The organism is Mycobacterium neumannii (assembly GCF_002245615.1).
In the GTDB taxonomy this organism is placed as follows: Bacteria; Actinomycetota; Actinomycetes; order Mycobacteriales; family Mycobacteriaceae; genus Mycobacterium; species Mycobacterium neumannii_A.
This window is the reverse complement of the sequence record NZ_NKCO01000020.1, coordinates 62498-84985: the sequence shown is the minus strand read 5'-3', so window position 1 is coordinate 84985 and position 22488 is coordinate 62498. Positions and strand designations below refer to the sequence as shown.

The 22488-nt window shown below is 66.5% G+C and carries 18 protein-coding genes; 5 read left to right on the top strand and 13 right to left on the bottom strand.

What is annotated here, in order from left to right; translation table 11 throughout:
* Positions 1-175: 175 nt before the first annotated feature.
* The 6 genes from CEX88_RS20345 to CEX88_RS25930 form a co-directional block, all read right to left on the bottom strand.
* Positions 176-811 (bottom strand): carboxymuconolactone decarboxylase family protein, encoded by a 636-nt coding sequence (locus CEX88_RS20345; RefSeq protein WP_094294852.1) that lies wholly within the window; start codon positions 809-811, stop codon positions 176-178.
* On the bottom strand, positions 808-1563 hold the full coding sequence (locus CEX88_RS20340; RefSeq protein ID WP_094294851.1) for an SDR family NAD(P)-dependent oxidoreductase: 756 nt from the start codon (positions 1561-1563) through the stop codon (positions 808-810). The genes CEX88_RS20345 and CEX88_RS20340 overlap by 4 nt, the downstream gene beginning before the upstream one ends.
* Positions 1564-1576: 13 nt before the next feature.
* Entirely contained in the window at positions 1577-2878 is a 1302-nt protein-coding gene (locus CEX88_RS20335; RefSeq protein ID WP_238382125.1) for a cytochrome P450, read from the bottom strand.
* Complete coding sequence (locus CEX88_RS20330; protein WP_094294850.1) at positions 2875-3336, bottom strand: hypothetical protein; 462 nt, start codon at positions 3334-3336, stop codon at positions 2875-2877. The genes CEX88_RS20335 and CEX88_RS20330 overlap by 4 nt, the downstream gene beginning before the upstream one ends.
* Before the next feature lie 39 nt (positions 3337-3375).
* Positions 3376-4743: an aromatic ring-hydroxylating oxygenase subunit alpha gene (locus tag CEX88_RS20325; RefSeq protein WP_094294849.1), complete on the bottom strand. Its 1368-nt coding sequence runs from the start codon at positions 4741-4743 to the stop codon at positions 3376-3378.
* A 503-nt stretch (positions 4744-5246) separates the two neighbouring features.
* Positions 5247-5465 carry a hypothetical protein gene (locus CEX88_RS25930; RefSeq protein ID WP_126315915.1) on the bottom strand — a complete coding sequence of 73 codons (219 nt, stop codon included), beginning with the start codon at positions 5463-5465 and terminating at the stop codon, positions 5247-5249.
* Between the two features lie 55 nt (positions 5466-5520).
* Between CEX88_RS25930 and CEX88_RS20315 the strand changes: the two genes are divergently transcribed.
* A complete protein-coding gene (locus tag CEX88_RS20315) occupies positions 5521-6120 on the top strand; it encodes a TetR/AcrR family transcriptional regulator (protein ID WP_094294847.1) in 600 nt (199 codons plus the stop codon).
* 108 nt (positions 6121-6228) lie between these two features.
* The gene (locus tag CEX88_RS20310) at positions 6229-7551 is read left to right on the top strand and encodes an MFS transporter (protein WP_094294846.1); all 1323 of its coding nucleotides are present in this window, start codon (positions 6229-6231) and stop codon (positions 7549-7551) included.
* 9 nt (positions 7552-7560) lie between these two features.
* Here CEX88_RS20310 and CEX88_RS20305 read toward each other — a convergent pair whose 3' ends face one another.
* Positions 7561-8235: a FadR/GntR family transcriptional regulator gene (locus tag CEX88_RS20305; RefSeq protein WP_094294845.1), complete on the bottom strand. Its 675-nt coding sequence runs from the start codon at positions 8233-8235 to the stop codon at positions 7561-7563.
* 47 nt (positions 8236-8282) lie between these two features.
* On the opposite strand from CEX88_RS20305, the gene CEX88_RS20300 reads away from it, so the two are divergent.
* On the top strand, positions 8283-9542 hold the full coding sequence (locus CEX88_RS20300) for a CynX/NimT family MFS transporter (RefSeq protein ID WP_094294844.1): 1260 nt from the start codon (positions 8283-8285) through the stop codon (positions 9540-9542).
* Here the strand turns inward: CEX88_RS20300 and CEX88_RS20295 are convergent.
* Entirely contained in the window at positions 9533-10159 is a 627-nt protein-coding gene (locus CEX88_RS20295; protein ID WP_094294869.1) for a TenA family protein, read from the bottom strand. The genes CEX88_RS20300 and CEX88_RS20295 overlap by 10 nt on opposite strands.
* Positions 10160-10258: 99 nt before the next feature.
* Here CEX88_RS20295 and CEX88_RS20290 point away from each other — a divergent pair, with 99 nt between their 5' ends.
* Together CEX88_RS20290 and surE are read left to right on the top strand one after the other, a co-directional pair.
* A complete protein-coding gene (locus tag CEX88_RS20290) occupies positions 10259-11230 on the top strand; it encodes a 1-phosphofructokinase family hexose kinase (protein ID WP_094294843.1) in 972 nt (323 codons plus the stop codon).
* Between the two features lie 28 nt (positions 11231-11258).
* Positions 11259-12032, top strand: coding sequence for a 5'/3'-nucleotidase SurE (gene surE / locus CEX88_RS20285; RefSeq protein ID WP_094294842.1), 774 nt, complete (start codon positions 11259-11261; stop codon positions 12030-12032).
* Between the two features lie 10 nt (positions 12033-12042).
* Here the strand turns inward: surE and CEX88_RS20280 are convergent, their stop codons facing one another.
* The 5 genes from CEX88_RS20280 to CEX88_RS20260 are packed head-to-tail and all read right to left on the bottom strand — an operon-like array spanning position 12043 to position 22325.
* Positions 12043-12900: an ABC transporter permease gene (locus tag CEX88_RS20280; protein WP_068194952.1), complete on the bottom strand. Its 858-nt coding sequence runs from the start codon at positions 12898-12900 to the stop codon at positions 12043-12045.
* Positions 12897-13745 carry an ABC transporter ATP-binding protein gene (locus CEX88_RS20275; protein ID WP_094294841.1) on the bottom strand — a complete coding sequence of 283 codons (849 nt, stop codon included), beginning with the start codon at positions 13743-13745 and terminating at the stop codon, positions 12897-12899. Before CEX88_RS20275 ends, CEX88_RS20280 begins: the two co-directional genes overlap by 4 nt.
* Complete coding sequence (locus tag CEX88_RS20270) at positions 13742-19264, bottom strand: type I polyketide synthase (protein WP_094294840.1); 5523 nt, start codon at positions 19262-19264, stop codon at positions 13742-13744. The genes CEX88_RS20275 and CEX88_RS20270 overlap by 4 nt, the downstream gene beginning before the upstream one ends.
* Positions 19261-21015 carry an NAD(P)/FAD-dependent oxidoreductase gene (locus tag CEX88_RS20265; protein ID WP_094294839.1) on the bottom strand — a complete coding sequence of 585 codons (1755 nt, stop codon included), beginning with the start codon at positions 21013-21015 and terminating at the stop codon, positions 19261-19263. Before CEX88_RS20265 ends, CEX88_RS20270 begins: the two co-directional genes overlap by 4 nt.
* Before the next feature lie 5 nt (positions 21016-21020).
* On the bottom strand, positions 21021-22325 hold the full coding sequence (locus tag CEX88_RS20260) for a cation:proton antiporter (protein WP_094294838.1): 1305 nt from the start codon (positions 22323-22325) through the stop codon (positions 21021-21023).
* Positions 22326-22488 lie beyond the last annotated feature (163 nt).

The window sequence follows — 22488 nt, the reverse complement described above, 5'->3', positions numbered from 1 at the left end:
CGACTGTTCGGTGCCGATAACCGTCATCGACGACGGCAGGCTTCCTCGCGGCGGCGGGTTTCCCATGCACGGCCACTTGAAACGTGCACGAGGCCCGGATGGCCGACACCGGCGGAAACCCACAGGCTTTCCATGAGCCCGGACAGTGCGCAGCGACGGTCGTGTCGGAGCCCGGCTACAGCTGGGTCCTCACAGTGGGACTGTCGGGTGAATCGGGTAGAGGCGCGCTGCCCGCGGGCGAGGCAAGATGCCACGTGTCGAACGCCATCGCCAACATCGCGTAGGTGCCGACGACGAAGATGAGTTCCATCGCCTGATGCGTTCCGAGTTCCTCGGTGAGGCGCCGCCACGTCGATTCGTCGGCGCGGCCTTGACGGAGCAGTTCGTCGGTGGCGTCGAGCACCAACCGGTCGGCACCGGCGAAGCCGTCGTTGCCCTTGACGAGGCGGGCGAGGTCTTCCTCAGGGACACCGCCTTCCGTCGCAACCTTGAAGTGCTCTCCCCAGAAGAACGCGGACCGCCGGGTGATCGCCACCCGCAGCACCGCGAGTTCGCGTAGGCGCAGGGGCAATTCGCCGCGCTGGAGCAGCCAGCCGTTGAAGGTCAGGAACCGCCGGGCCATCTTCGGGTGGCGGGCGAGCAACCCGATGATGTCGAACATGAGTGGGTCGGCGGCATGACCCGACCCGGCGCGCGGCACCTTCTCGCCCGGCAAGCCCATCAACGCACCGAATGCGGAGTACTCGTCGTCTCCCCATTCCTCGGCAGTCAGCGGTGCGAGGAGCGGCCGCGAATCATCCGTGCCACTCACGTTCGCCGGCCCCCGTTGACAGGGATGATTTGACCAGTGATGTAGGAGGACTCGTCTTGGCACAAGAAGATCGCCGCGTTGGCGATGTCCTCGGGTCTACCCGCCCGCCGGACCGGCGTGATCTTGGCGAAATGCTCCAGCGATGCGGTGAACCGACCCTCCGCAATCGCCTTTTCGAGCATCGGGGTGACCACCATGCCGGGCGGAATCGTGTTGACGGTGATGCCTTTTGGGCCCAACTCCAACGCCAGGCTTTTGGTGAACCCGATCACGCCGGCCTTGGAACTGACGTAGGCCGCCATCCGGGACTGTCCACCCTGTGCACTAGAAGATGAAATGTTCACGATCCGGCCCCACTGTGCGTCGAGCATGTCGGGCAGCACGACCTGGGTGCAGATGAACGGTCCGCGCAGGTTCACCGCCATCACGCGGTCCCACTGCTCGTCGGTGATCTCGGCGAACTTGCCGAACTGCTCGATGCCTGCGTTGTTGATCAGCATCAGCACCGGGCCGAGGTCCGCGCGAACCTGCGCGACGGCGGTTTCTACCGCGACACGGTTCGAAACGTCCACGACATAGCCGGCGACCTTCGCGCCTTCGCGACGCAGGCGGTCGACTTGTGTTTCGATCTCGTCGGCGGTGATATCGAATATCGCGACCTTTGCACCACGCGAAGCGAGCGCCTCGGTGATGGCCAGGCCAAGACCTGCGGCACCGCCGGTGACGATGGCGGTGGTGTCTTCGAAGGGCATGTCCGGGGAACCCCTATGAGAACTCGATGTGCAGGCGGGTCAGCCCGCGCAGAATGAAGGTCGGCAGGTAGGAGTAGCGGCGGTTGTCCGCGGGGCCGTGCTTCTCTTCGTCGATCCGGATGTCGGTGGTTCGGTCGAAGAGTCGCTCGAGGCTGATGCGGCCTTCGGCACGGGCCAGCGGGGCGCCCGGGCAGGCATGCGGACCGCGACCGAACGCCACATGGCTGCGTGCGTTCGTCCGACCGATGTCGAAGGTGTCGGGTTCGGGAAACCTGCGCGGGTCTCGGTTCATCGCGGCGTTCAGCAACATGACGGTTGTACCGGCGGGCAGGTCAACCCCCCCGACGGTGACGGGACATTTCGACATCCGAAAGTCGCCACGCACAGGGCTTTCGAGACGCAACGCCTCTTCGATGAAGCCAGGGATCAGGTCCCTGTTCGCGCGCAGCTTCGCCTGCAGCTCAGCGTCTTCCGCGATCAGCATCACCGCAGCGCTCAACAGCCGAACCGTCGTCTCCTGTCCGGCGGCGAACAGGTTCGCAGCGACCCGCACCGCGTCGATCACCTCTGGGACGCTGCCGTCCGGAAACGTCGCCGCGGCAATCCCGTTCAGCACATCGTCGCGTGGCTCATTCCGGCGGCTCTGGATGTATTCACTGAACTTGCCGTAGAGATACTCCAACGGCGAGTGATGCATCTCCTCGCCTTCGCTGCTGCCGATCGTGCCAGCTGAGGTCAGCAGGGCATCGCGGAACTCGTCGTGATCGGACTCCGGGACGCCTAGGAGATCGGCGATGACCAGCATCGCGAACGGCGACGCGAAATCGGCGATGAATTCACAGCGGCCACCGGTGAGCGCGTGGCCGAGTTGGCGGTCGGCCAGCCGCCACATGAAGTCCTCGTTCTCCTTGAGCCGCTTCGGGGTGAGCATCCTCGACAGCAACGCACGGTGCGCGGTGTGCACCGGCGGATCGAAGGTCGGCAGCTGATCGCTGAACGGCATCTCGTCGCGGTGCCGGGCGATCAGCTCGGACACCTGATCTTCTTCCAAGTCATCTTCCAGCGGCACAGGAAACCCCGGGAATGGCCCGGTGACCGAGATACACGACGAGAACCGCGCGGTGTCGTTGTAGATGGCGACACCCTCGTCGTACCCGGTGACCATGACCACGTCGTGGTGGGGTTCACGGCGCAGCGGGCACTCCTCGCGCAGTGCGGCGAGGTAATCGTATGGGTCGTGCAATAACTCGTTGTCGTTGAAGAAGTCCACGGCGTCCAGGTCAACGCCGCCGGTCGTTGTCTCCGGCTTGGTCACCCCTCTGCCCCACCGTCGTCGAAGCTAGGCATAGGTGCGCCGCTGGACATCTCCATCTGTAGATAGACGGCGATGCGCCGCACCTTGTCGTCGGCGTCGAACTCGTAGACCGACACAGTGTTGACCACGCTGCTGAAGTCACCGATGCGGCTACGTTCTTCGAGTTCGAGGAACACCAGATCCGTTGTCTCTGTGATCCTTTGGAACGAACAGTCCCAGTCCGATGACATGGCCCAGTTCGTCAGGAACTCGGTGTACTGGTTCCAGTCCATCACCTCCTTGAACGGACCGACGCGGACGAACTCGTCGATGGCGATCAGTTCTCCGAGCGGTGCCCAGCTTTCGACGGTGAAGCCGGGCTGCTTGGCACTGTCGACCAATCGCTTGGTGATCTGGCTGTACTCGAGCACGGTCCGGGACCGCCCCGTCGCTGTCGCAAGGACCTCTGCGATCGTCAATTCTTCCTTCTTTCAACAGGTCCGGGTTGCTGCCGCAAGTCACTTGCTCGCGGCGTCGGCCATATAGCGGTCGATCACCGAGTGGAAGTGCGCAATCACGACTTCCTCCTTGACCAACGACATGTGGTCGAGGCGATCGTTGCGCAGACCCTTCTGCTGGCGCGGCATCTGCTCGTAGTCCTGCTGGAGCGCCTCGAAGTACTTGTGGCTGCCGGGCGTGTCCACCACGATCGCCTCGGCGCGCACGGCGTCACGGAACTCCTCCGGCACGTACATGTAGCTGGCCACATGCCAGATGCAGCGGTTCGGGTCACCGTCGGGGTGTGGTCTCGACATGATGACGTGGCATTCGCCCGCCCGAACGGTCATGAAGTAGTTGGGGAACAGCACCCAGCCCTGGTTGTCGACCATCTGGCTGTCTGTCAGACCGCTGACGTCGAGGCCCATGCCGGTCAACACCTCTCGGGTGGCCTGTTGCAGCAGGAGGCGAGGGGTGACGTCGTCCGGGAACGTGACCTTTCCGTCCTCGTCCTGATATGGCGCGAGGAGTTCCTGGAACCGCGGGATCACCGCGACGGTCCCCGGGAAGGTCTCCGGCAGCGCCAGCATTCCTTCGACCTGCTCCTGTGCGCTGGCACCGGTGACCTCGAACGGCGCCATTGCGACACTGTGGTTTTCGAAGAACCGATAACGCGCCGTCCTGGGATTGATGTGCAGCACCTGCAACAACTGGGGATGGATGCCGTTGATGTGGTAGCCCTCCTCGAAGGCGTCCATCACGACCTTCCAGTTGCACTCGATGGCCTCTGTGACATCCATGACGGTGGTGAACTTGTCGATGTTGTAGGGCTCGAGCAACGTGACCACGTCCTCGCCCAGGTACTCCCGCAGCGGCTGCGCCTCGGGATCGGGGTTGAGGAAGACGAAGCCGGCGAAGGTGTCGACCGACACCGAAAGCAGGGAGTTCTCGGTCTTGTCGATCGGCCCGGCGAGGTTCTCCCGCAGCAATCCCTTGAGCCTGCCCTCGAGGTCATACGACCAGAGGTGGTACTGACACAGGAAGCCGCGCTTGGCGTTTCCGGTCTCGGCGATGCACAGCGCGTTGCCGCGGTGCCTGCACGCGTTGACGAAACCGCGGAGTCTCTCGTCCTTTCCGCGCACGATGATGAACGACTGATCCATGATCTCGTACTTTTTCCAGTCGCCGGGTTTCGGCAGATCTTCGACGCGTCCCGCGATCTGCCACGCCCGCATCCAGATCGCCTCCCGCTCACCCGCGGCGTAGGCGGGACAGGTGTAGCGGTCGGTGCTGATCGTCGTGTTGAACGTGTCCGGCTGGATGTCTTCCAGTCCGAGACCCAGCCCGGAGTCCGGGTCGAGCCATTCTCCTGGTCGCGTCGCTGGCATCAAGGGAGTCCTCCTCATTCGGCGAGAGCACGCGGGGTGCCGGTATCCGATGCCCGACGGGGCTTCGACGGCCCCGTCTTGGCTGTGGCATGAATCCGAGCGGCCACCGCATGTGACGTGATTCACCATATACACGAACGTATTGGAGATACAACCATGTATAAAGGTGGTCGGGATCACACCTCGGGAGCGACCAAGGAGGCTGGGACGTGAGCAACTACCGACTTGACGTAGTCAGCGCCACCGTCGCCGACGCGGTGCGCCACGCCGGCGGACTGATGTTCGACCGCGTTCGTGCGGGATGGCGGGTCGTCGTTGTCACCAATGACTCGGCTGACTCAACAGCGTTGACCATCCTCGGAACCCACACCCAATCCCCTGGGGAGCCCGAGGAAATACCGGCGAAGTCGGGTCGGGTGGTCCGCACCCGAATCATGCCTGCCGATTCACTTTTTGTGGACCGGCGCCCTGCAGGGGTGCCGCTAAACCGGGCCGAGCCGGGTTCACAGCTTCTGTTCTGGGGACCGCGCGTCAACTGCGAACCGGCTGGGCCCGTGTACCCCGTCCGCCATGAGCTGAGCCCCGCGGCCCGAAGATTCAAAGCCCATGCACTCCACGCCGCTGGACTTGCCACTCACGTCGAGCCATCGGAAGAGTTCTGGTCGAACGAGGTCGTCGATGCAGATCTCCTCGTCGACGTCTGGCTCGACTCGCGAATCCACGCTGTCGAGTCGGTTGCGCGGTCTCCCTCGCCCGACTTGGTGGGAGGATGACCCCGTGGCCGAGCGGTGGACGAAAGAGCGGCGTGCCGAGCACACCCGGCAGATCCTGTTGGACGCCGCGGAGGAGGTCTTTGCCCGCAAGGGTCTGACCGGTGCTGCGTTGGAGGAGATCGCCGACGCCGCCGGATTCACTCGCGGCGCCATCTACTCGCAGTTCGGCGCCAAGGAAAAGCTGTTCCTGGCGGTCGTGGACCGTCAGCGGCAACGCTTCCTCGACGGGTTCATCGAGGTGATGATGTCGTTCCATCGCCTCGATGACGTCGATGTCGACGAGTTGGCCGACCGGTGGCGTCAGCTGAGCAGCGGAACGGACCGGGCGGCACTGGGATTGGAGTTGAAGCTGTTCCTGCTGCGCAATCCCGAGGCTCTCGAACGCGTCGCCGCTCAGCGGCTCGAAACGATTCGTGCGCTTGGCGATTTCATCAGCAAGAACGTCGCCCGCATCGGCGGGACCATGACCATGGAGGCCGAGACGCTGGCCCGAGTTATCCTGGCCGCCAATGACGGGATCACCCTGGACAGCCATCTGGACGGCGAAGACCTCTACCGCCCGTATCTGCAATTGGTGATGTCGAGCATCGAGACCTCACAGTAGCCGTGCCCGGGACGAAAGCTGACGAGTTCAACCGCCACGGAAACCGACTCGTTAGCCTCCGAGTGAGCGCGCTACTCGCCCGCGGCGCCGGGATCCGGAGGAACACTTGTGAGCACTTACCTGCCGGATCGCGCCGTCGAAGACAGGACGCTGACCAAGGTCACCTGGCGCCTCATCCCGTTCCTCTTCTTGCTCTACGTCGTCAACTATCTCGACCGGGTCAACATCGCGTTCGCCGGACCCAACGGCATGAACGACGACCTCGCGATGAGCGCCAAGACGTTCGGCTTCGCCTCGGGGATCTTCTTCCTCGGCTACCTGTTGCTCGAAGTGCCCAGCAACATCGCCCTGAACAAGTTCGGCGGCCGGCGTTGGCTGGCGCGGATCATGGTGAGTTGGGGAATCATCAGCGCGGCAATCGCTTTCGTACCGAATGCGCAGACGTTGATCGTCCTGCGCTTCCTTCTCGGCGTGGCCGAGGCCGGCTTTTTCCCCGGCATCATCTTGTACCTCACGTTCTGGTTCCCCGAGAAGCAGCGGTCGAGGGCGGTTTCGCTGTTCATGGTCGCCGTACCCGTCTCGACCGCGGTCGGATCGACGATCTCGTCGTTGATCATCGACTGGGGACACGGCTTCTTCGGGTTGGCCGGCTGGCGTTTCATGTTCCTGGTCGAGGGGCTTCCCGCGGTCATACTGGGCGTGATCTGCTGGTTCTATCTCACTGATCGGCCCGGTACCGCGGGCTGGCTGCATAACGACGAAAAGGATTGGCTGCAAACGACATTGAACCAGGAGCGGGCCGCTGCCGAGCGCAGTGGTCACTGGCCGCTGAAGAACGCGCTGACCCATCCGCGCATTCTGGCCCTGGCGTTCATCTACTTCGGGATCACCTACGGGCTGTACGCGGTCGGGTTCTTCCTGCCCACCATCGTCGCCGGCTTCCAGGAGGAGTACGGCGTACATCTGGGGGTCATCCAGCGCGGACTGGTCACGTCGATTCCGTATGCCGTGGCCGCGATCGTGATGGTGCCATGGGCCTGGCACTCGGACCGGACCGGCGAGCGAGTCTGGCACGTCGCGATCCCGGCGATCGTGGGCGGTGTCACCATCCCGGCAGCCCTGTACATGACCGACGTCTACCTTGCGATGCTGGCCGTCACGCTGTGCACGTGTGCCGTCATGTGCGCGTTACCCGTGTTCTGGTCTCTGCCATCGTCTTTCCTCACCGGAGCGGCCGCCGCCGGCGGTATCGCACTGATCAACTCGCTGGGAAACCTGAGCGGGTTCGGTGGCCCCTACATCACCGGCTGGCTCACTGACCTGACCGGTAACAGCAAGGTCGCGCTGTGGGTGGTCGGCACGCTGTCGTTGACGGCGGCCGCTCTGGTCGTCGCCTTGGGCAGCAGGCCACGATCCGCCGACAAGGAATGAGGCCCGAGATCAGCAGTCGGTTGCAGGAAGGCCGGCGAGCACCCCGTCGATGATCTCCGCTGCGGTCCGCGCGGCCCGGTCGGCGTCACCGGCGGCGATGTGGTCAAGCAGCACACCGTGATCGACGACCTCCACGGCCGCGTCCTGGCCGCTGGCGACGCTGGCGGCGATGGCTTCCATCAATCCCCGATACAGCTCCGTCAGCGTCGCGTTGTGCGAACTGCGGACCACCGCGAGGTGAAATTCGGCGTCGGCGCGGGCGAATTCGTCGGTGTCCCCGTCGGCCAGACAGGCGTCTCGACGCGCCAACAATGCGCGCAGCTCGCCCAGATCGTCCTCGGTTCGGCGGCGCGCCGCGGCCCTGGCGCCCTCGACCTCCAGCGCGCGCCGGACCGCAAGCACGTCGCGCCACTCGGCGCCGCAGAGCCGGCGCAGCGCACCCGACACCTCACTGGTGGCCCGGACATAGGTGCCGTCACCCTGCCGCACCTCGAGGATGCCGGCGTGGGCCAGCGCCCTGACGGCCTCGCGCACGGTGTTGCGGCCGACGCCCAGCGACGTGACCAGGACCGTCTCATTGGGTATGCGCTCCCCGACCGGCCATTCGCCGCGCGCGACCGAGTCCCGCAACTGCTCGATGACCTGGTCGACGAGGCCCGACCGGCGCGCGGTGACCAACGGCACAGGGACATCCTTTCAACCAATCATGGGATGTATGGCAGATTAGCAGGATGCGTGTCGGGCGGCGGGATGATGAAGCAGACCTGTCGCCGACGCAGCTCAACGTGGGCGTCGAGGACTCCGCCGAGGCTGACCGCGCCCCCATTTCGGTGGTCGCTGGCGGTGCGTTGCTCGCGCTTGCCGTGATTTTGACCGCGCTCAACCTGCGCCCGGCCGTGACCAGTGTGGCCCCCCTGCTCGGGGAGATGCGCGCAGAACTCGGCGTCTCAGCGACGTGGGCCGGTCTCCTCACCACGGTCCCCGCATTGTGTTTCGCGGTCGCGGGGCTCACCGCGCCCCGGCTCGCCGCGCGCATCGGGCTCGGTCGCACCATCTCCGCCGCGTTGGTTGCGCTCACCGTTGGTCTGCTCGCCCGCACCGTCGGCGGTCCCCACACCGTGATCGCCGCGACGTTGATCGCCTGCGCGGGGATCGCGTTGGCCAACGTGTTGATCCCCGTGGTGATCAAGGGGTCGTTCCCCGCGCGGGTCGGGCTGATGACCGGGATCTACACCGCTGCACTGCAAGGCGGTGGTGCGTTGGGGTCGGCGGTGACTCCCGGGCTCGAGGACCCGCTGGGAGGGTGGCGCGCCGCGCTCGCGGCGTGGGCGGCGGTTTCCTTCGTCGCGCTCGTGGCGTGGCTGCCCACGTCGCGACGACACGCAGGCACGTGGGCGGCGAACACCGCCCCCGCCGGGGGCAGACGCTCACTGCTGCGAAACCGGTTGGCGTGGACGGTGACGCTGTTCTTCGGCTGCCAGTCGCTGATGGCGTATATCGTGATGGGTTGGCTGCCAGAGGTTTTCATCGACAACGGCGTCGACAAGACCCAGGCCGGTCTGCTCGTCGGGGTCACATCGCTGGTCGGTGTGCCTATCGCGTTGGTGATCGCGCCGCTGGCCGCGCGCAGCCGCGGACAGAGCGCATGGATCGTGGGTCTGGGCGCCGTGGGCCTGGTCGGCACGGTCGGCCTGATGCTCGCCCCCGGCGCGCAGCCGTTGCTGTGGAGCGTGCTGATCGGAGTCGGTATGGGTGTGTTCGCCCTGGCGCTCGCCGTCATCGCACTGCGGGCCCGAAACGCCGAGGACACCGCGCAATTGTCCGGTATGGCACAGGGATTCGGCTATTTGATCGCGGGCGTGGGCCCGTTCCTGTTCGGGTTGCTGCACGACCTCACACACGGGTGGACGGTGCCGTGGATGATGTTCCTCGGTGTCTACGTGGTGCAGATCGCGCTCGGTGCGCTGGCCGGTCGCCCGCGCTACGTCTGATCCCCGCGCTTCAAGGCCGCGTCGAAGAACGCCAACTCCAGCCGCATCGCGCGCCGGTAGGCAACCCGGGCGGCGGACACATCGACGGCCTGCCGATCGAGCAGCCGCTCCAACAGTGAGGCCACCTCGTCGAAACCCGGATCGGCGTACGTCTGCACCCACTGCGCATACGGGCCCGCGGTGTCGGCGTCGAGCGTGACCCCGACGTGCGCGTACAGCCGCATGCACGGCGTCATCGCCGCGCACACCACGCCGACGTCGGCGGTGGCGGCGGTGGCCAGCAGGAACTCGGTGTAGGCCAGCGTCGCCGCAGCGGGTTCGACGCCCGCCATGTCGATCCCCCACGACGCGGCATAGGACGCGTGCAACCCGAGCTCTTCGCGCACGCCTGCGAGCAGATCGGCGAAGGTCAACAGGGTGGCGGTATCCGGACTCCTGGAAAGCGCCAGACCGTATGCACGAGCGAACGATTCGAGGAAGAACGCATCCTGCGCGATGTAGCCGGCGAACAGATCTCGATCCAGCGAGCCGTCTCCGATTCCCCGAACGAACGGGTTGGCGAGCACCTCGGCCACCACATCGGCGTTCTCCGTCCACAACTGCGCTGCCAGTGACATGCCCACGGACTCTAGTCGCGGCCCGCTCGGCATTGGTCGGCACCAGCCCTTGGCGAGGCCGTCGGGTAGTCCGCGGCGCGGATGGGTACTCCGCAACCCATGACAGACAGGGAATCTCGCGGCGACAAATCCGACGGCGGCTCCGCCGTCGTCATCTTCGCCCCGCTGCCCGTGCTCACCGTGACGGTCGAGAACCGCTCCGGTGAGGCCGACATCCACGTCCACGCCGGAGGCCAGGGTGTCTGGCAGTCACGCATGATGTCCTCGCTCGGCGTGCCGGTCGTGTTGTGCTCGGCGCTCGGCGGCGAAACGGGCGACGTCCTCGGCCACCTTCTGCCCGCACCGAACATCACCGTGCAGACCGTGCCGGTCAGCGCGCGCAACGGAGCGTACGTGCACGACCGCCGATCCGGCGGCCGCGAGGTGATCGCGGAGGCTGAAGGCAGCCCGCTCGACCGCCACGAACTGGACTCCCTCTACGAGCTCACCCTCACCGAGGGTTTGACGCATGGCCGGGTGCTGCTGTCGGGCCCGCAGGAAGACGATGTACTGCCCGCCGACCTGTACCGCCGCCTGTCCACTGATCTCGGCGCCAACGGCTGCAAGGTGGCGGCGGACCTGTCCGGTGAGCGGCTTGAGGCGGTGCTCGCCGGCGGACCGGACCTCATCAAGGTCAGCCACGAAGAGCTGCTCGACGACGGCCGGGCGAAATCGGAGGACGCGAAGGATCTGGTCGCCGCCATGCACAAGATGCGTGACGAAGGTGCGAACATCGTCGTCGTGTCCCGCTCCGGCGACGCTCCTGCCCTGGCCCTGCTCGGTGAGGACGACGACGACGACGTCGTGGAGATCACGATGCCCACGTTGGAACCGGCCGATTCGGCGGGTGCCGGAGACTCGATGACCGCGGGCATCGTCGCCGCGCTGACCAGCGGCCGGCCGCTGCGGGAGGCTCTGCAGATCGGGGCGGCGTGCGGTGCGCTCAACGTCGTGCGGCACGGGCTGGGCACCGGCGGTGCGCGCGCCGTGGAGACGCTCGCCGAACGGGTGGAGTTGCGCCCGTTGAAGTAGCGGGCATCGCACTGGAGGAGGTTGACGCGTGCCGCGCGCACTGGTGACCAACGACGACGGGATCGACTCGCCCGGCCTGCATGCGCTGGCGAATGCGGCGCTCGACGCCGGGCTGGAGGTGATCGTCGCCGCCCCCGCCGAGCAGGCCAGCGGGGCGAGCGCCGCGCTGAGCGCCGTGCGCCGCGACGGCCGAACGGTGGTAGAGCCCCGAGAAATACCCGCCCTCGACGGTGTCGAGGCGTGGGCGGTGCAGGCCCAGCCCGGACACATCGTCGCCGCCGCACTCAACGGCTGGTTCGACCCGCGACCGGACCTCGTGCTGTCCGGAATCAACCACGGCGCCAACGTCGGCCGGGCCATCCTGCACTCCGGCACGATCGGTGCGGCGCTCACCGCGAAGATCAGCGACACCCGCGCCCTGGCGGTGTCGCTGGACGTCGCGCTGCATCCCACGGGCGAGCGGTACTGGGAGACCGCCGCAGGTCTGCTGGCGCCGGTGCTGGAACTGTTGCTCGACGCACCCGACGGCACCGTCCTGTCACTGAACGTCCCCGACCGGCCCGCCGACGAGGTCGGTCCGCTCCGCCACGCGCGGCTGGCCCGGGGCGGGGCGGTGCAGACGCGCGTCGAAGAGGTCCGCGACGGCGGTGTGCGCCTGAGCGAGGTGGAGGTACCAGATGATCCGGAGGAGGACACCGACAGCGCGCTGCTGGACGCCGGTCATCCGACGCTGACCGAGCTGCGATCGGTCGAGGCACACGACGGTGAACTCGTGCGCAAGTGGTTGGCCGACGGACCCTAGGCCGGCGGCATCAGGTCCGGTCCGACCACCGGAACAACGCAAGGCAGCCGATCAGCCCGGCGATGCTCCACGCCGCCAACACGACGAAGATGCGCCAGTGCTCCCAGCTGCCTGCCGGTTCGAACGCGACCATCTCGGCGGGCAGCAGCACCGACCGGAAACCTTGGGCCATCCACTTGACCGGGAAGAGGGAGCCGATCACCAGCATCCACGCCGGCAGGATCATAAGTGGCACGTACGTGCCCGAAACGAACTGCAGCGCAACCGATGGGCCATTGGTGATGACAGCGGCGGACACGGCGTTGCTCGCCAGGTTGCTGATGAAGATGCCCAGCAGTGAACAGCTGACGATGCCCAGGACCGATACCCACGCGAGCGTGAACCACCCGTAGGCGTCGGTCGGCAGGCGCAGTCCGAAGACCAGCACCCCCACCCCCAGCAGCAGGACGGCCTCGGCGAGGCTGACCACCGCGACGAGCACGATCTTGCCGACGAAGTACGACGACGCCGTTGTCGGCGTACCCCGAAGCCGCCGCAACGCGCCGGTGTCGCGGTCGGCGGCGATGCTGGTGCCGAGGTTGACAAACGACGTCGACAGGATGCCGTAGGCGAGCATGCTCGCCGCGATCACCGCACCGGTGCTGGTCTGACTCCCGGGCAGTTCCGCGGAGAAGATCGAACCCAGCAGCAGGCAGATCACCGCGGGCATGGAGAACGTCAGCACCACCTGTTCGGGCCGCCGGTAGAACATCTTCAGTTCGGGAACGACCCGCGACAACCCGATGCGCAGCGGCGACGGGAGCGCAGCTCGTGCGGTGGCGCGGTGTCGCGGCGGCGATGGGACGATGACGTGTTCGATATCGGTCATGGCTGGCCGATCAGGTGGAGGTACGCGTCTTCGAGTGTCGGCCTACTGATCGTCAGCTGCGCCAGTTCCGCACCATCCCTGCTGTGTCGACGGACGAACTCAGTCGGGAAATCCGTTGTCTCCACCCGGATTTGACCGCCCTCCATCCATCGCACCGTGGCCGCCGAGCTGACGTGCTCGGTCAATCGCGTCGGCGAGTCGACGGCCACCACCCTGCCGTCCGCGATCACCGCGACACGGTCGGCCAGAGCGGCGGCCTCTTCGAGGTAGTGGGTGGTCAGCACGATCGTGGTGCCGTCGGCGGCCAGCAACTTGATCAGCTGCCAGAACTGCCGCCGCGCTTCGGGGTCGAAACCCGTTGTGGGTTCGTCCAGGAACAGCAGTTCGGGCTTGCCGATGATGCCGAGCGCGACGTCGAGGCGGCGGCGTTGACCGCCGGACAGCGCCCGCACCCGGGAGTCCGCGACGGCGTCCAGGCCGACGAGCTCGAGCACGTCGGCGGGTTCTCGAGCGGTGCCGTAACAGCTCGCGAACATCTGCACGGTCTCGTGCACCGACAGCATCCCGGCGTCGCTGACCTCCTGCAGCACGATGCCGATCCTGGCCCGCCAGCTTCGTCCCGCCGTCCCGGGGTCCTCACCCAGTACTTGCACAAGCCCGGCGTCGCGAGTTCTGTTGCCCTCCAGGATCTCTATCGTGGTGGACTTGCCTGCGCCGTTGGGACCGAGGATGGCGAAGACCTCGCCGGAGGCGACGTCGAGGTCGAGGTTTGCAACGGCCTGGGTCGGTCCGTAGGCCTTGTCGAGTCCCCGCACGTGCACCGCCGTCGAAGCCGCCTCGGTCACGGCGCAGCGCCGCCTTCGAGTTCGGTGAGGAGTTCGCGCAGATCGGCTTCTGACATATCGTCGATCAACCGATCGACGTCATCGCCCATGGGCGGCTCGGTCGGGGGCGCGGCTGCCGCGGCGGGTGCCTCACCGTGGATTGTGCGCAGTTCGTCGAGCACCCGGGCGGCCAGCGAGTCGACGCTGACGCCCTTGAGAATCTCCAGCACCGGAAGGTCGATCGAGAACGTGGTGTTGATCCTGACCCTGAAGTCCATCGCCATCATCGAGTCCAGCCCGATGTCGTCGAGCATGTCGTCATTCGCGAAATCGGTAACCGCACAGTCGAACACCGCAGCTACGAGGCGCTCGATCTGATCGGTGATCACGTTGAGACGCTCCGCTTCCGGGGTCTTCGACAGCACGTCGAGCAACGACCCGTCCGCTCCGGCCTCCGCCGGCGAGGCGATGGCGGCGTCGAGGTCGGCGAACATCTTGGGAAGGTGTCCGCCGAGAAGCTGGCGGGCACGGTTCCAGTCGGCGCTGATGGCGATGACGTTCGGAGCGGTCTGGTTGATCAGGCGGTCGAGGATCAACGCGCCCGTCGCCGGGGTGATCAATTCGATTCCGCGCATGGCGTAGACGTTTTCGAGGTTGAGGTCCTCGACCATCCCCACCGACCAGGGCCCCCACCCCACGGTGAGGGCCGGCAGTCCCTGTGCCTGCCTCTGATGAGCGAACGCGTCGAGAAACGCGTTGGCGGCGGCGTAGTTTCCCTGCCCGGGTGAGGCGATGACCGACCCGGCGGAGCCGAACATCACGAAGAAGTCGAGTTCTTCGGCGGCGAAGGCGGTGTGCAGCGCCCGCGTCCCGGTGACCTTGGGCCCCAGCACTTTGAGGAAATCGTCTTCGCTGACATTGACGAGTAGTTGGTCGTGGACTGCGCCTGCGGCGTGGATGACTCCGCGGACCGGCCGGTCTCCGGTGCGGTCGTGGTCGGCCAGCCAGGCCGCCACCGCATCGGCGTCGGTGATGTCGACGCTCGCCGCACTGACCTGTGCCCCGAGGCGTTCGACGGCCCGGACGGTGTCAACGGCGGTGAACTGCGGGTCGTCGCGAGTGATGTTCGGCCACCGGTCGCGTGGTGGCAGCCCGCTTCTGCTCAGCAGCGCGATGTGTCGCGCACCGTGCTCGGCCAGATAGGTGGCGACCGTGCGGCCGAGCGCGCCGGTGCCGCCGGTGACGACGTAGGTGGCGGTGGGAGAAAGCTTGGTGGGAAACGGTTTTGTGAGGTTCGCGGTGTGTCGCAATCGCGGGACCAGCGTCACCTCGCCGCGGAAAGCCACCTGATCCTCGGACGTGGAATCGAGGATGTGCCGACAGACCCGCGCAGCGGTGTCACCGACGTCGTCGGTGTCGTCGATGTCGATCAGGCCGCCCCAACGTTCGACGAACTCCTGATGACCGACGACCCTGCCGAGCCCCCAGACCGTGGACTGATCGACGGCCAGCGGTTCGGTGCCCAGCGCCGGCTGAGCGTTGGCGGTGACGACGTACATGCGCGGCCTCACGCTGTCATGTGCGGCCAGCGCTTTGGCGATGCGCAGCAGCGTGAGGACGCCGAGGTGGTTGGCACTGTTTCCGTCGGACGCCTGCGGCTCAACGACGAGATCCATTGACCAGCAGTCGATGACGCCGGTGAGTTCGCTGTGTTCGTTAAGGTGTTGGTCGAACAGCTGGCCGACGTGCTCGGGGCGCCGTTCGTCGATGGCGTATCCGCCCTCGACCGCGGTGACGGTGTCGACAGGGCGGTGTGCGACGGTGCACACGCGATGGCCGCCGTGGCGCAATCGATCGGCGAGCACCGAGCCGAACCCGGTTTCGTCGACAAACACCAGCCATGAACCGTGGCCGGCCGGCTCCGCACCGTCCTCACCGCTCGGGTCCGTCGCGGGAACCCACTGGAGTTCGTAGAGCCCCTTGTCGATTCGTTCCGGCGACATGCGGGTCGAGGCGCTCAGCGATCGCACCGTGAAGCCCTCGAAGACGGCGAGCCGCTCACCGCGATGGTCGCAGATCGTGATGTCGCTTTCGATCTCCTCGGCGGTCGCGGACCTGACGGCCAGTCGTACGGTCATGTCGCCTTTGGGTGTGCCGTACACGGCGCTGCGCCGGATCCGGGTGGGCAGGTACGGGCTTTCGGCGGCACTCCCGCCGGGAAGCGGTGCGCCGAACAGAGTTTGGAAGGCACCGTCGATCAGCGTCGGGTGGAACCGATAGTCGTCGAGCTCGGCTGCGATCGGCGCCGGAATCTCCATCTCGGCGACCACCCAGCCGTCGCCTGCGGTGAGGCCGGTGACGACCCGGAACGCCGCCCCGTAGTCGAATCCGATGGCTTCGGTGAGGGCGTAGAACTCGTCGCCGCTGAGAGCGTTCGCGGGCGCCGCCTCGGCCATCGGAGGCGGGGCACCCGCCGATTTCGGCAGCGTGGTGAGTTCGGCCGTGGCGGTGATCGTCCACTTGAGCTCACCGTCGGGGGTCGCGGTGTGAGCGGCGAACTCCAGGGCGCCGGTGTCCTGGTTGAGGGTGGTCCGCAGGAGGGGGTCGCAGGTGTCGTCGAGGATGAGCGCGCGGTGCAGCACCAAGTTGTCGACGGTGAGGTTCACGCCGTAGGTTTCCGTCGCCGCGGCCAGCGACAGCTCGATGTAGACCGCGCCGGGTACGACGACGCTGCCTTGGACCCGGTGGTCGTCGAGGAACGGCACGAGCGCGGTGCTCAATTCGATTTCCCACGTGGGATGCACGGCACTGATCGGCTGGCCCAGCAGCGGGTGCACCGGGTGATAGTGCAGCGATTCGGTGGCCTCCTGGGTCTCGTTCCAGTAGCGCCGGGTCTGCCAGGGGTAGCGGGGCAGCTTGAGCAAGCGCGCTTCACCGCGCGGATACATCGCCTCCCAGTCGATGTCGTGGCCGTGGTCGTGAAGCGCGCCGAGGCCGGTCATGAACGTACGCACGTCGTCGTCGTTACGTCGCTGGGTGGCCTGAACGAGGGTCTTCTGCGCGCCGGCGATTTCGAAAATCGACGAGGCCAGCACCGGATGCGGTCCCAGTTCGACGAAGTGCGTGTAGCCGTCATCGAGCATGCGGCGAATCGCCGGCTCGAAAAGAACTGTCGCGCGGGTGTTCTGCCACCAGTAGGCGGCACCGGAGCGGTACCCGTCCAACACGTCGCCGGTGACCGTCGAGTAGAGCGGGAGCGTCGCAGGCTGTGACGACATCCCGTGGAGGGCGTCCTGCAGATCGTTCTTGATCGCATCCATGTAATGGGTGTGATAGGGCACTTTGCCGGTCAGGTACCGGGTGAAGACCTCGGCCTCGTCCAACCGGCGGGCGATGTCGTCGAGGACCTCACCGTCCCCGGCGATGGTCACAGCGGACGGGCTGTTGACCGCAGCAACCGAAACCCGCCGACCGAATTCGTCGCGCATCCCGTCGTCGAGCGCGGCCATCAGCGAGTCGGTGTCCAGGCCGACGGCCAGCATGCGGCCCTGTCCGCTGGTCCGCTGTTGGAGCCTGCTGCGGTGGTAGATGACCTCGGTCGCCTGCTCGAAGGTGAGGAGCCCGGCGAGCTGGTGGGCGGCGACTTCGCCTGCGCTGTGGCCGATCACGGCATCGGGTCGGATGCCGAACTGTTCGAGTTGTGCGGCCAGGGCAATCTGGATCGCGAAATTGGCCGGCTGGGCGAACTCGGTCTCACCCATGCGGGAATCCGCTTCGTCGCGGCGGAGTTCCTCGATCAGGGACCAGTCGGTGTGACGCGCCAGCTCGCGATCACTTCGCGCGATGCTCTCGGTGAACGCGGGCAGGACGTCGAGCAGTCCGCGGCACATCCTCCACCATTGCGGGCCCATCCCGGTGCAGACGAACACCAGCTTGGGCGCAGTCGACGAGGTGCGCGCCGAGGCGACCTGGCCGCCGTCGGCGAGGGCGCGCAGTTGCTCACGTGCATCCAAGACGCCGTCGCTGACCAGGGTGTGGCGGTGGCTGAGGTGCGAGCGCCGTTGGGACAGGGTGAATCTCAGGTCAGAGATGTCGATGTTCGGCTCGGCATCCAGGTGGTCGGCCAACTGGCGCGCCGTGGCTACCAGGGCCTCCTCGCTGCGCGCCGAGATCGGCAGCAGCGTGACAGGGAGGTGCTCGGCGATGCTCGATGCGGGCGTGTCGGTCGGAGTCGGTGGTTCGGCGAGCACGGCGTGGGCGTTGGTGCCGCCGAAACCGAACGAGTTGACCCCGGCGATCCGTCGCCCGGCGGGGAAGGGGCGGCCCGCGCGCGGCACGTCGAGCTTGAGCTCGGTGAGAGAGACTTGGCTGGTGGGGTTTTGGAGATGTAGGTGCGCGGGGATATAGCCGTGCTTGAGCACCAACGCCGTCTTGATCAGTCCGGCGACCCCCGCGCCCGCTTCGAGGTGACCGATGTTGGTCTTGACCGATCCGATCAGCAGCGGATCGGTCCGGTCCGACGTGAGCGTCGCGGCCAGCGCGCGCATCTCGACCGGGTCGCCGACGGGTGTCCCGGTGCCGTGCGCTTCGACGTAGCCGACATCGGTCGCCCGGACACCGGCCCGACGCAGCGCCGAGGTGATCGCCGCGGCCTGAGCCTGCGCGCGGGGCACCGTGATGCCGTCGGTGCGGCCGTCCTGAGACACCGCGGTCCCGAGGATCTGGGCGTAGATCTCGTCGCCGTCGCGCAACGCCTGCTCGAGCGGTTTGATGACGACGACGGCCCCGCCCTCGCCGCGCGCATAGCCGTCGGCCGACTCGTCGAAGGCCTTGCAGCGCCCGTCAGGGCTGAGGAACCCGCTCTTGGACTCCGCGATCGCCGTGTTGGGTCCGATCATGATGTTGACGCCGCCGGCCAGCGCGAGGTCGCTCTCACCGTTCCAGATGCTCTGCGCCGCAAGGTGCACCGCGACGAGCGAGCTCGAACACGCCGTGTCGATCGTCATGCTCGGTCCGCGGAAGTCGAAGGCGAATGAGATCCGGTTCGCCAGCATCGTCATCATCATCCCGGCGGCGGAATGCGTCTTGAACTGGTAGCGGCTGCCGCGGCCCTGGTTCTGCAGCAACTGGTAGTCCAGCGTGAAGCCGCCGATGAACACCCCGACATCGGTTCCGGCGAGGTGGTCGGGCCGGATGCCCCCGTCCTCCAGTGCCTCCCAGGTGGTCTGCAGCATCAGGCGCTGCTGCGGGTCGATCGAATGCGCCTCCCGCGGCGAGATGCCGAAGAACTGCGGATCGAACTGGTCGATGTCGTCGAGGAATCCGCCACGGCGGGTGACCATCTTGCCGACCTTCTTGGGGTTGGCGTCGTGGAATCGGCCCGCGTTCCAGCGTGATTCGGGGACCTCGCGGGTGGCGTCGACGCCGTCGGTCAACAGACGCCAGTAGTCCTCGGCGGTGGTGACGCCGCCCGGTAGGCGGCATCCGATCCCGACGATCGCCAAGGGCGCCGGCCGGTCCAAGATATCGTGCGTCTTCATACCTGCAACTCACGGATAGCGGTGTGGATCCAGCCCGAGCTGACCGGATTGTCCTGTTGTTCACGGCGATACACGGAGCGAAGCTCCCTCAACAAGGGGTCGCGCTGCCACGCCTGCACCTGCGTGACGGCGGCGTCGTCGTCGAACAGCGCGGACTTGTCGGCGAGCACGGTCTCGGCCAGCTGACCCGCGAGCTGACGCAACAACCGGCCGTTGGCCTCGAAAACGTCGGCGAAGTCGGCCGCCGGTTCCATCATCGCCACGTGCAGCGTCTCCATGAAGTTCAGCGGCACGTACAGATCGACGAACCGTACCGGCGATTCGCGGCCCTCCACGGCGGCCCACTCGCGGAAGAACCGCTGCACCCGGTTGCTCAGTGCGATCAGGCCTTCCAGGTGCGGGACGACCGCGGGATCGTCGGCGACGCTGACGAAGCGGCCGTTGCGGTAGAGCAATCCGATGAAGCCCCAGTAGAACGCGATGTCCCAGACGACCTTCGCCGCCATCACCGTCGGTGTGCCCATGAGCGGGTACTGCTTCTCGTACACCGCGAGCCACATGTCGGCCAGCGACCGGAACAGGGAGTCGCTGATCCCCGCACGGGCCACAACGTCTTCACCGTCGAGTTCGCGTGTGATCATGTCGGTGATGAGGCCGTTGCCGATCGCCACCAGGTCCAGCCCCGAGGAGTACAGCGGGTCAAGAAAGACACCCGCGTCGCCGGTAAGGCACCATCGCGCGGCGCCGTCGAAGACCTTCGTGGCGGCGTGGCTGTAGTGCTTCATGACGCGGAAGTCCATGATCAGGTCTTCGTGTCGGGCGACTTCGTCGGCGCACTGCGGTTCGTGTCGCCGGATCCACGCCTTGGCCTTGTCCAGCGTGTTGAACTCGTCGAACGCGTGGAACTCGGGATCGGCGACGATGCCGACGCTGGTGGCGCCGGAGGCCAGCCGGATGAGCCAGACCCAATAGCCCTCGCCCATCAGATGATTGGTTGACAGCGCGCGGTCCCCTTCGACCAGTCGCGCGTGCCAGTCCTGGTCATCGGTCCACTGTCCGATGTCGAGTTCGGCCTTGACGCGGAACCATGCGGCGTTGCAGTGGTGTTCGGTGGCCAGCTTCAGGTCCAGCTGGCGCGACAGCGCCCGGTTGCGACCGGAGGCGTCGACCACCCAGCGTGCCGTTGTGCGGGTGGTCTCGTCGTCGCCCTGGTATGCCACGGTGTGCGCGTCGACGCCGAAGTCCACGGTTCTGACGCGGCCGCGGGCGATGCGTATCCCGGCGGCTTGGCATCGGGTGGTGAGTTCGTTCTCGAGCCGGCCCCGGTCGATCTGATAGGTCACCTGCGGCACGAAGGCAGAGCTGCCGACTTCGACGCGGCTTGCGATGTCGGTGTTGCCGTCGTGTGAGAAGAACATTCGCAAGCCCATCTTGCGGATCTGCTCGGTGCTCAAGTGGTCGGCCAGGCCGAGGCGTTCCCGGAGGTAGTGTGCGGACACCTCGACCGTCGATTCGCCCACCGTGTGGGTGATCTCGGCGACCGGACGCGCGGTCGGCTCGATGATCAGGACCCGGGTCCTGCGCCGCGCGGAGCGAAGCTCCAACGCCAACGTCAGGGCCGCTGCTCCCCCTCCGATGATGACCACATCGTGGTCGGTCGGCACAGAACCGTTGGAAGACAGTTGGTTCCGGATCTTGCGGGCAAGGGCGGCGCGAGCCTCGGGGTCGAGGTGGGACAGCTGCGATCGCACGTGCGTTACCTTCCCTCGGTCACCGGAACGGCGGACGTCGCATCGGCGAGGTCTGCTTCCGGCGGCGTGGTATCCACCGGAGGCCGGTGTCGGCCGTAGACGAATTCGAAGATCGGGGCGGCCATCAACGTGGTGACGATGGCGACCAGCACCAGGATGGTGAACAGCGTCGGGGTGATGATGCCGGCCTCCAGACCGATGTTGAGAAGGATGAGCTCGATCAACCCGCGTGCGTTCATCAACGAACCGAGCGCGACCGATTCGCGCAGCGGCACCTTGCTCAGCCTGGCCGCCGCGGCGCACGCGACGCCCTTGCCCGCGATCGCCACGATGAGCACGCCGAGCGTCAGCGCCCAGAGTCCTGGCGTGTTCACCAACCCGATCTCGGTATTGAGTCCGGAGTACACGAAGAACAGCGGCAGCAGCAGCCTCGTGGTGAGTGGCTCGATGGTCTCGGTGAGGCGCCGGGCGAACAGACCCGTCGGCATGGTGACACCGATGATGAAAGCGCCGAAGATCGCGTGGATTCCGATGGTGTCGGTGAGCCAGGCGCCGCTCATCAAGACGATCAGGACAGTGCTCAGCACCCATCCGGGAATCGTCCGCTGCTCTTCGGATTTCGCGCCGAGCACCCGCGCCGCTCGTCGCCCGAGGGTCAGCACCACCACGGTGTAGAGCAGTCCGCCCACGATCGCCGTGATGGCCGTCGTCGGGGTGCCGCGGTGCACGGCGACGACGACCGCCAGGATGCACCAGGAGATCGCGTCGGCGGTGGCGCCACACGCGAGCGCCAAAGTGCCGAGAGATGTTCCGGTGAGCCGCTTTTCGAAGATGATTCGGGCGAGCATGGGGAACGCGGTGATCGCGATGGCCGCGCCCATGAACATCATCGCCATGGCGGGACTGACGTCTTCGCCGAAGAATCCACCCGAGGACAGCAGCGGCACCGCGATGACCGCGCCCAACACCAGCGGAGCCAGGGTCCCTGCCGTGGAGACTGCGACGGCGGTGCGGGCGCGCTGTTTGACGTGCTCGACGTCGAAGTTCAGCCCCACGACGAACATGTAGAGCACGAGGCCGATCTGCGCGGCGGTGTAGAGCACGACGTTGGACGTGCCTGTTGGAAACAGGTCTTCCTGCACACCGGGCGCGATTCTGCCCAGCAGGGAGGGACCCAGGACGACCCCGGCGATCATCTCGCCGACGACCGGTGGCTGGCCCACGCGTTGCGCCAGCAGGCCGGCGAGGCGGCACGCCGCAAGGATGACCGCCAGCGCGAGAAAGAAGTGAACTGCCGTTGCCGCGGGCATGTCAGGTCCTACGTTCTGCAGTGCAGACCGTAGAGGTCCTGTGGGGTTCGGAGCGCAGCGCTGCGCGGGCGGGCTCCCCTAGTCCGTCTATGACTCACCTCATCGCTTCCGACCCGACGTGTGCACGTCTCGCCGGAGACGATGCATCTTCGATGCGGTGGTA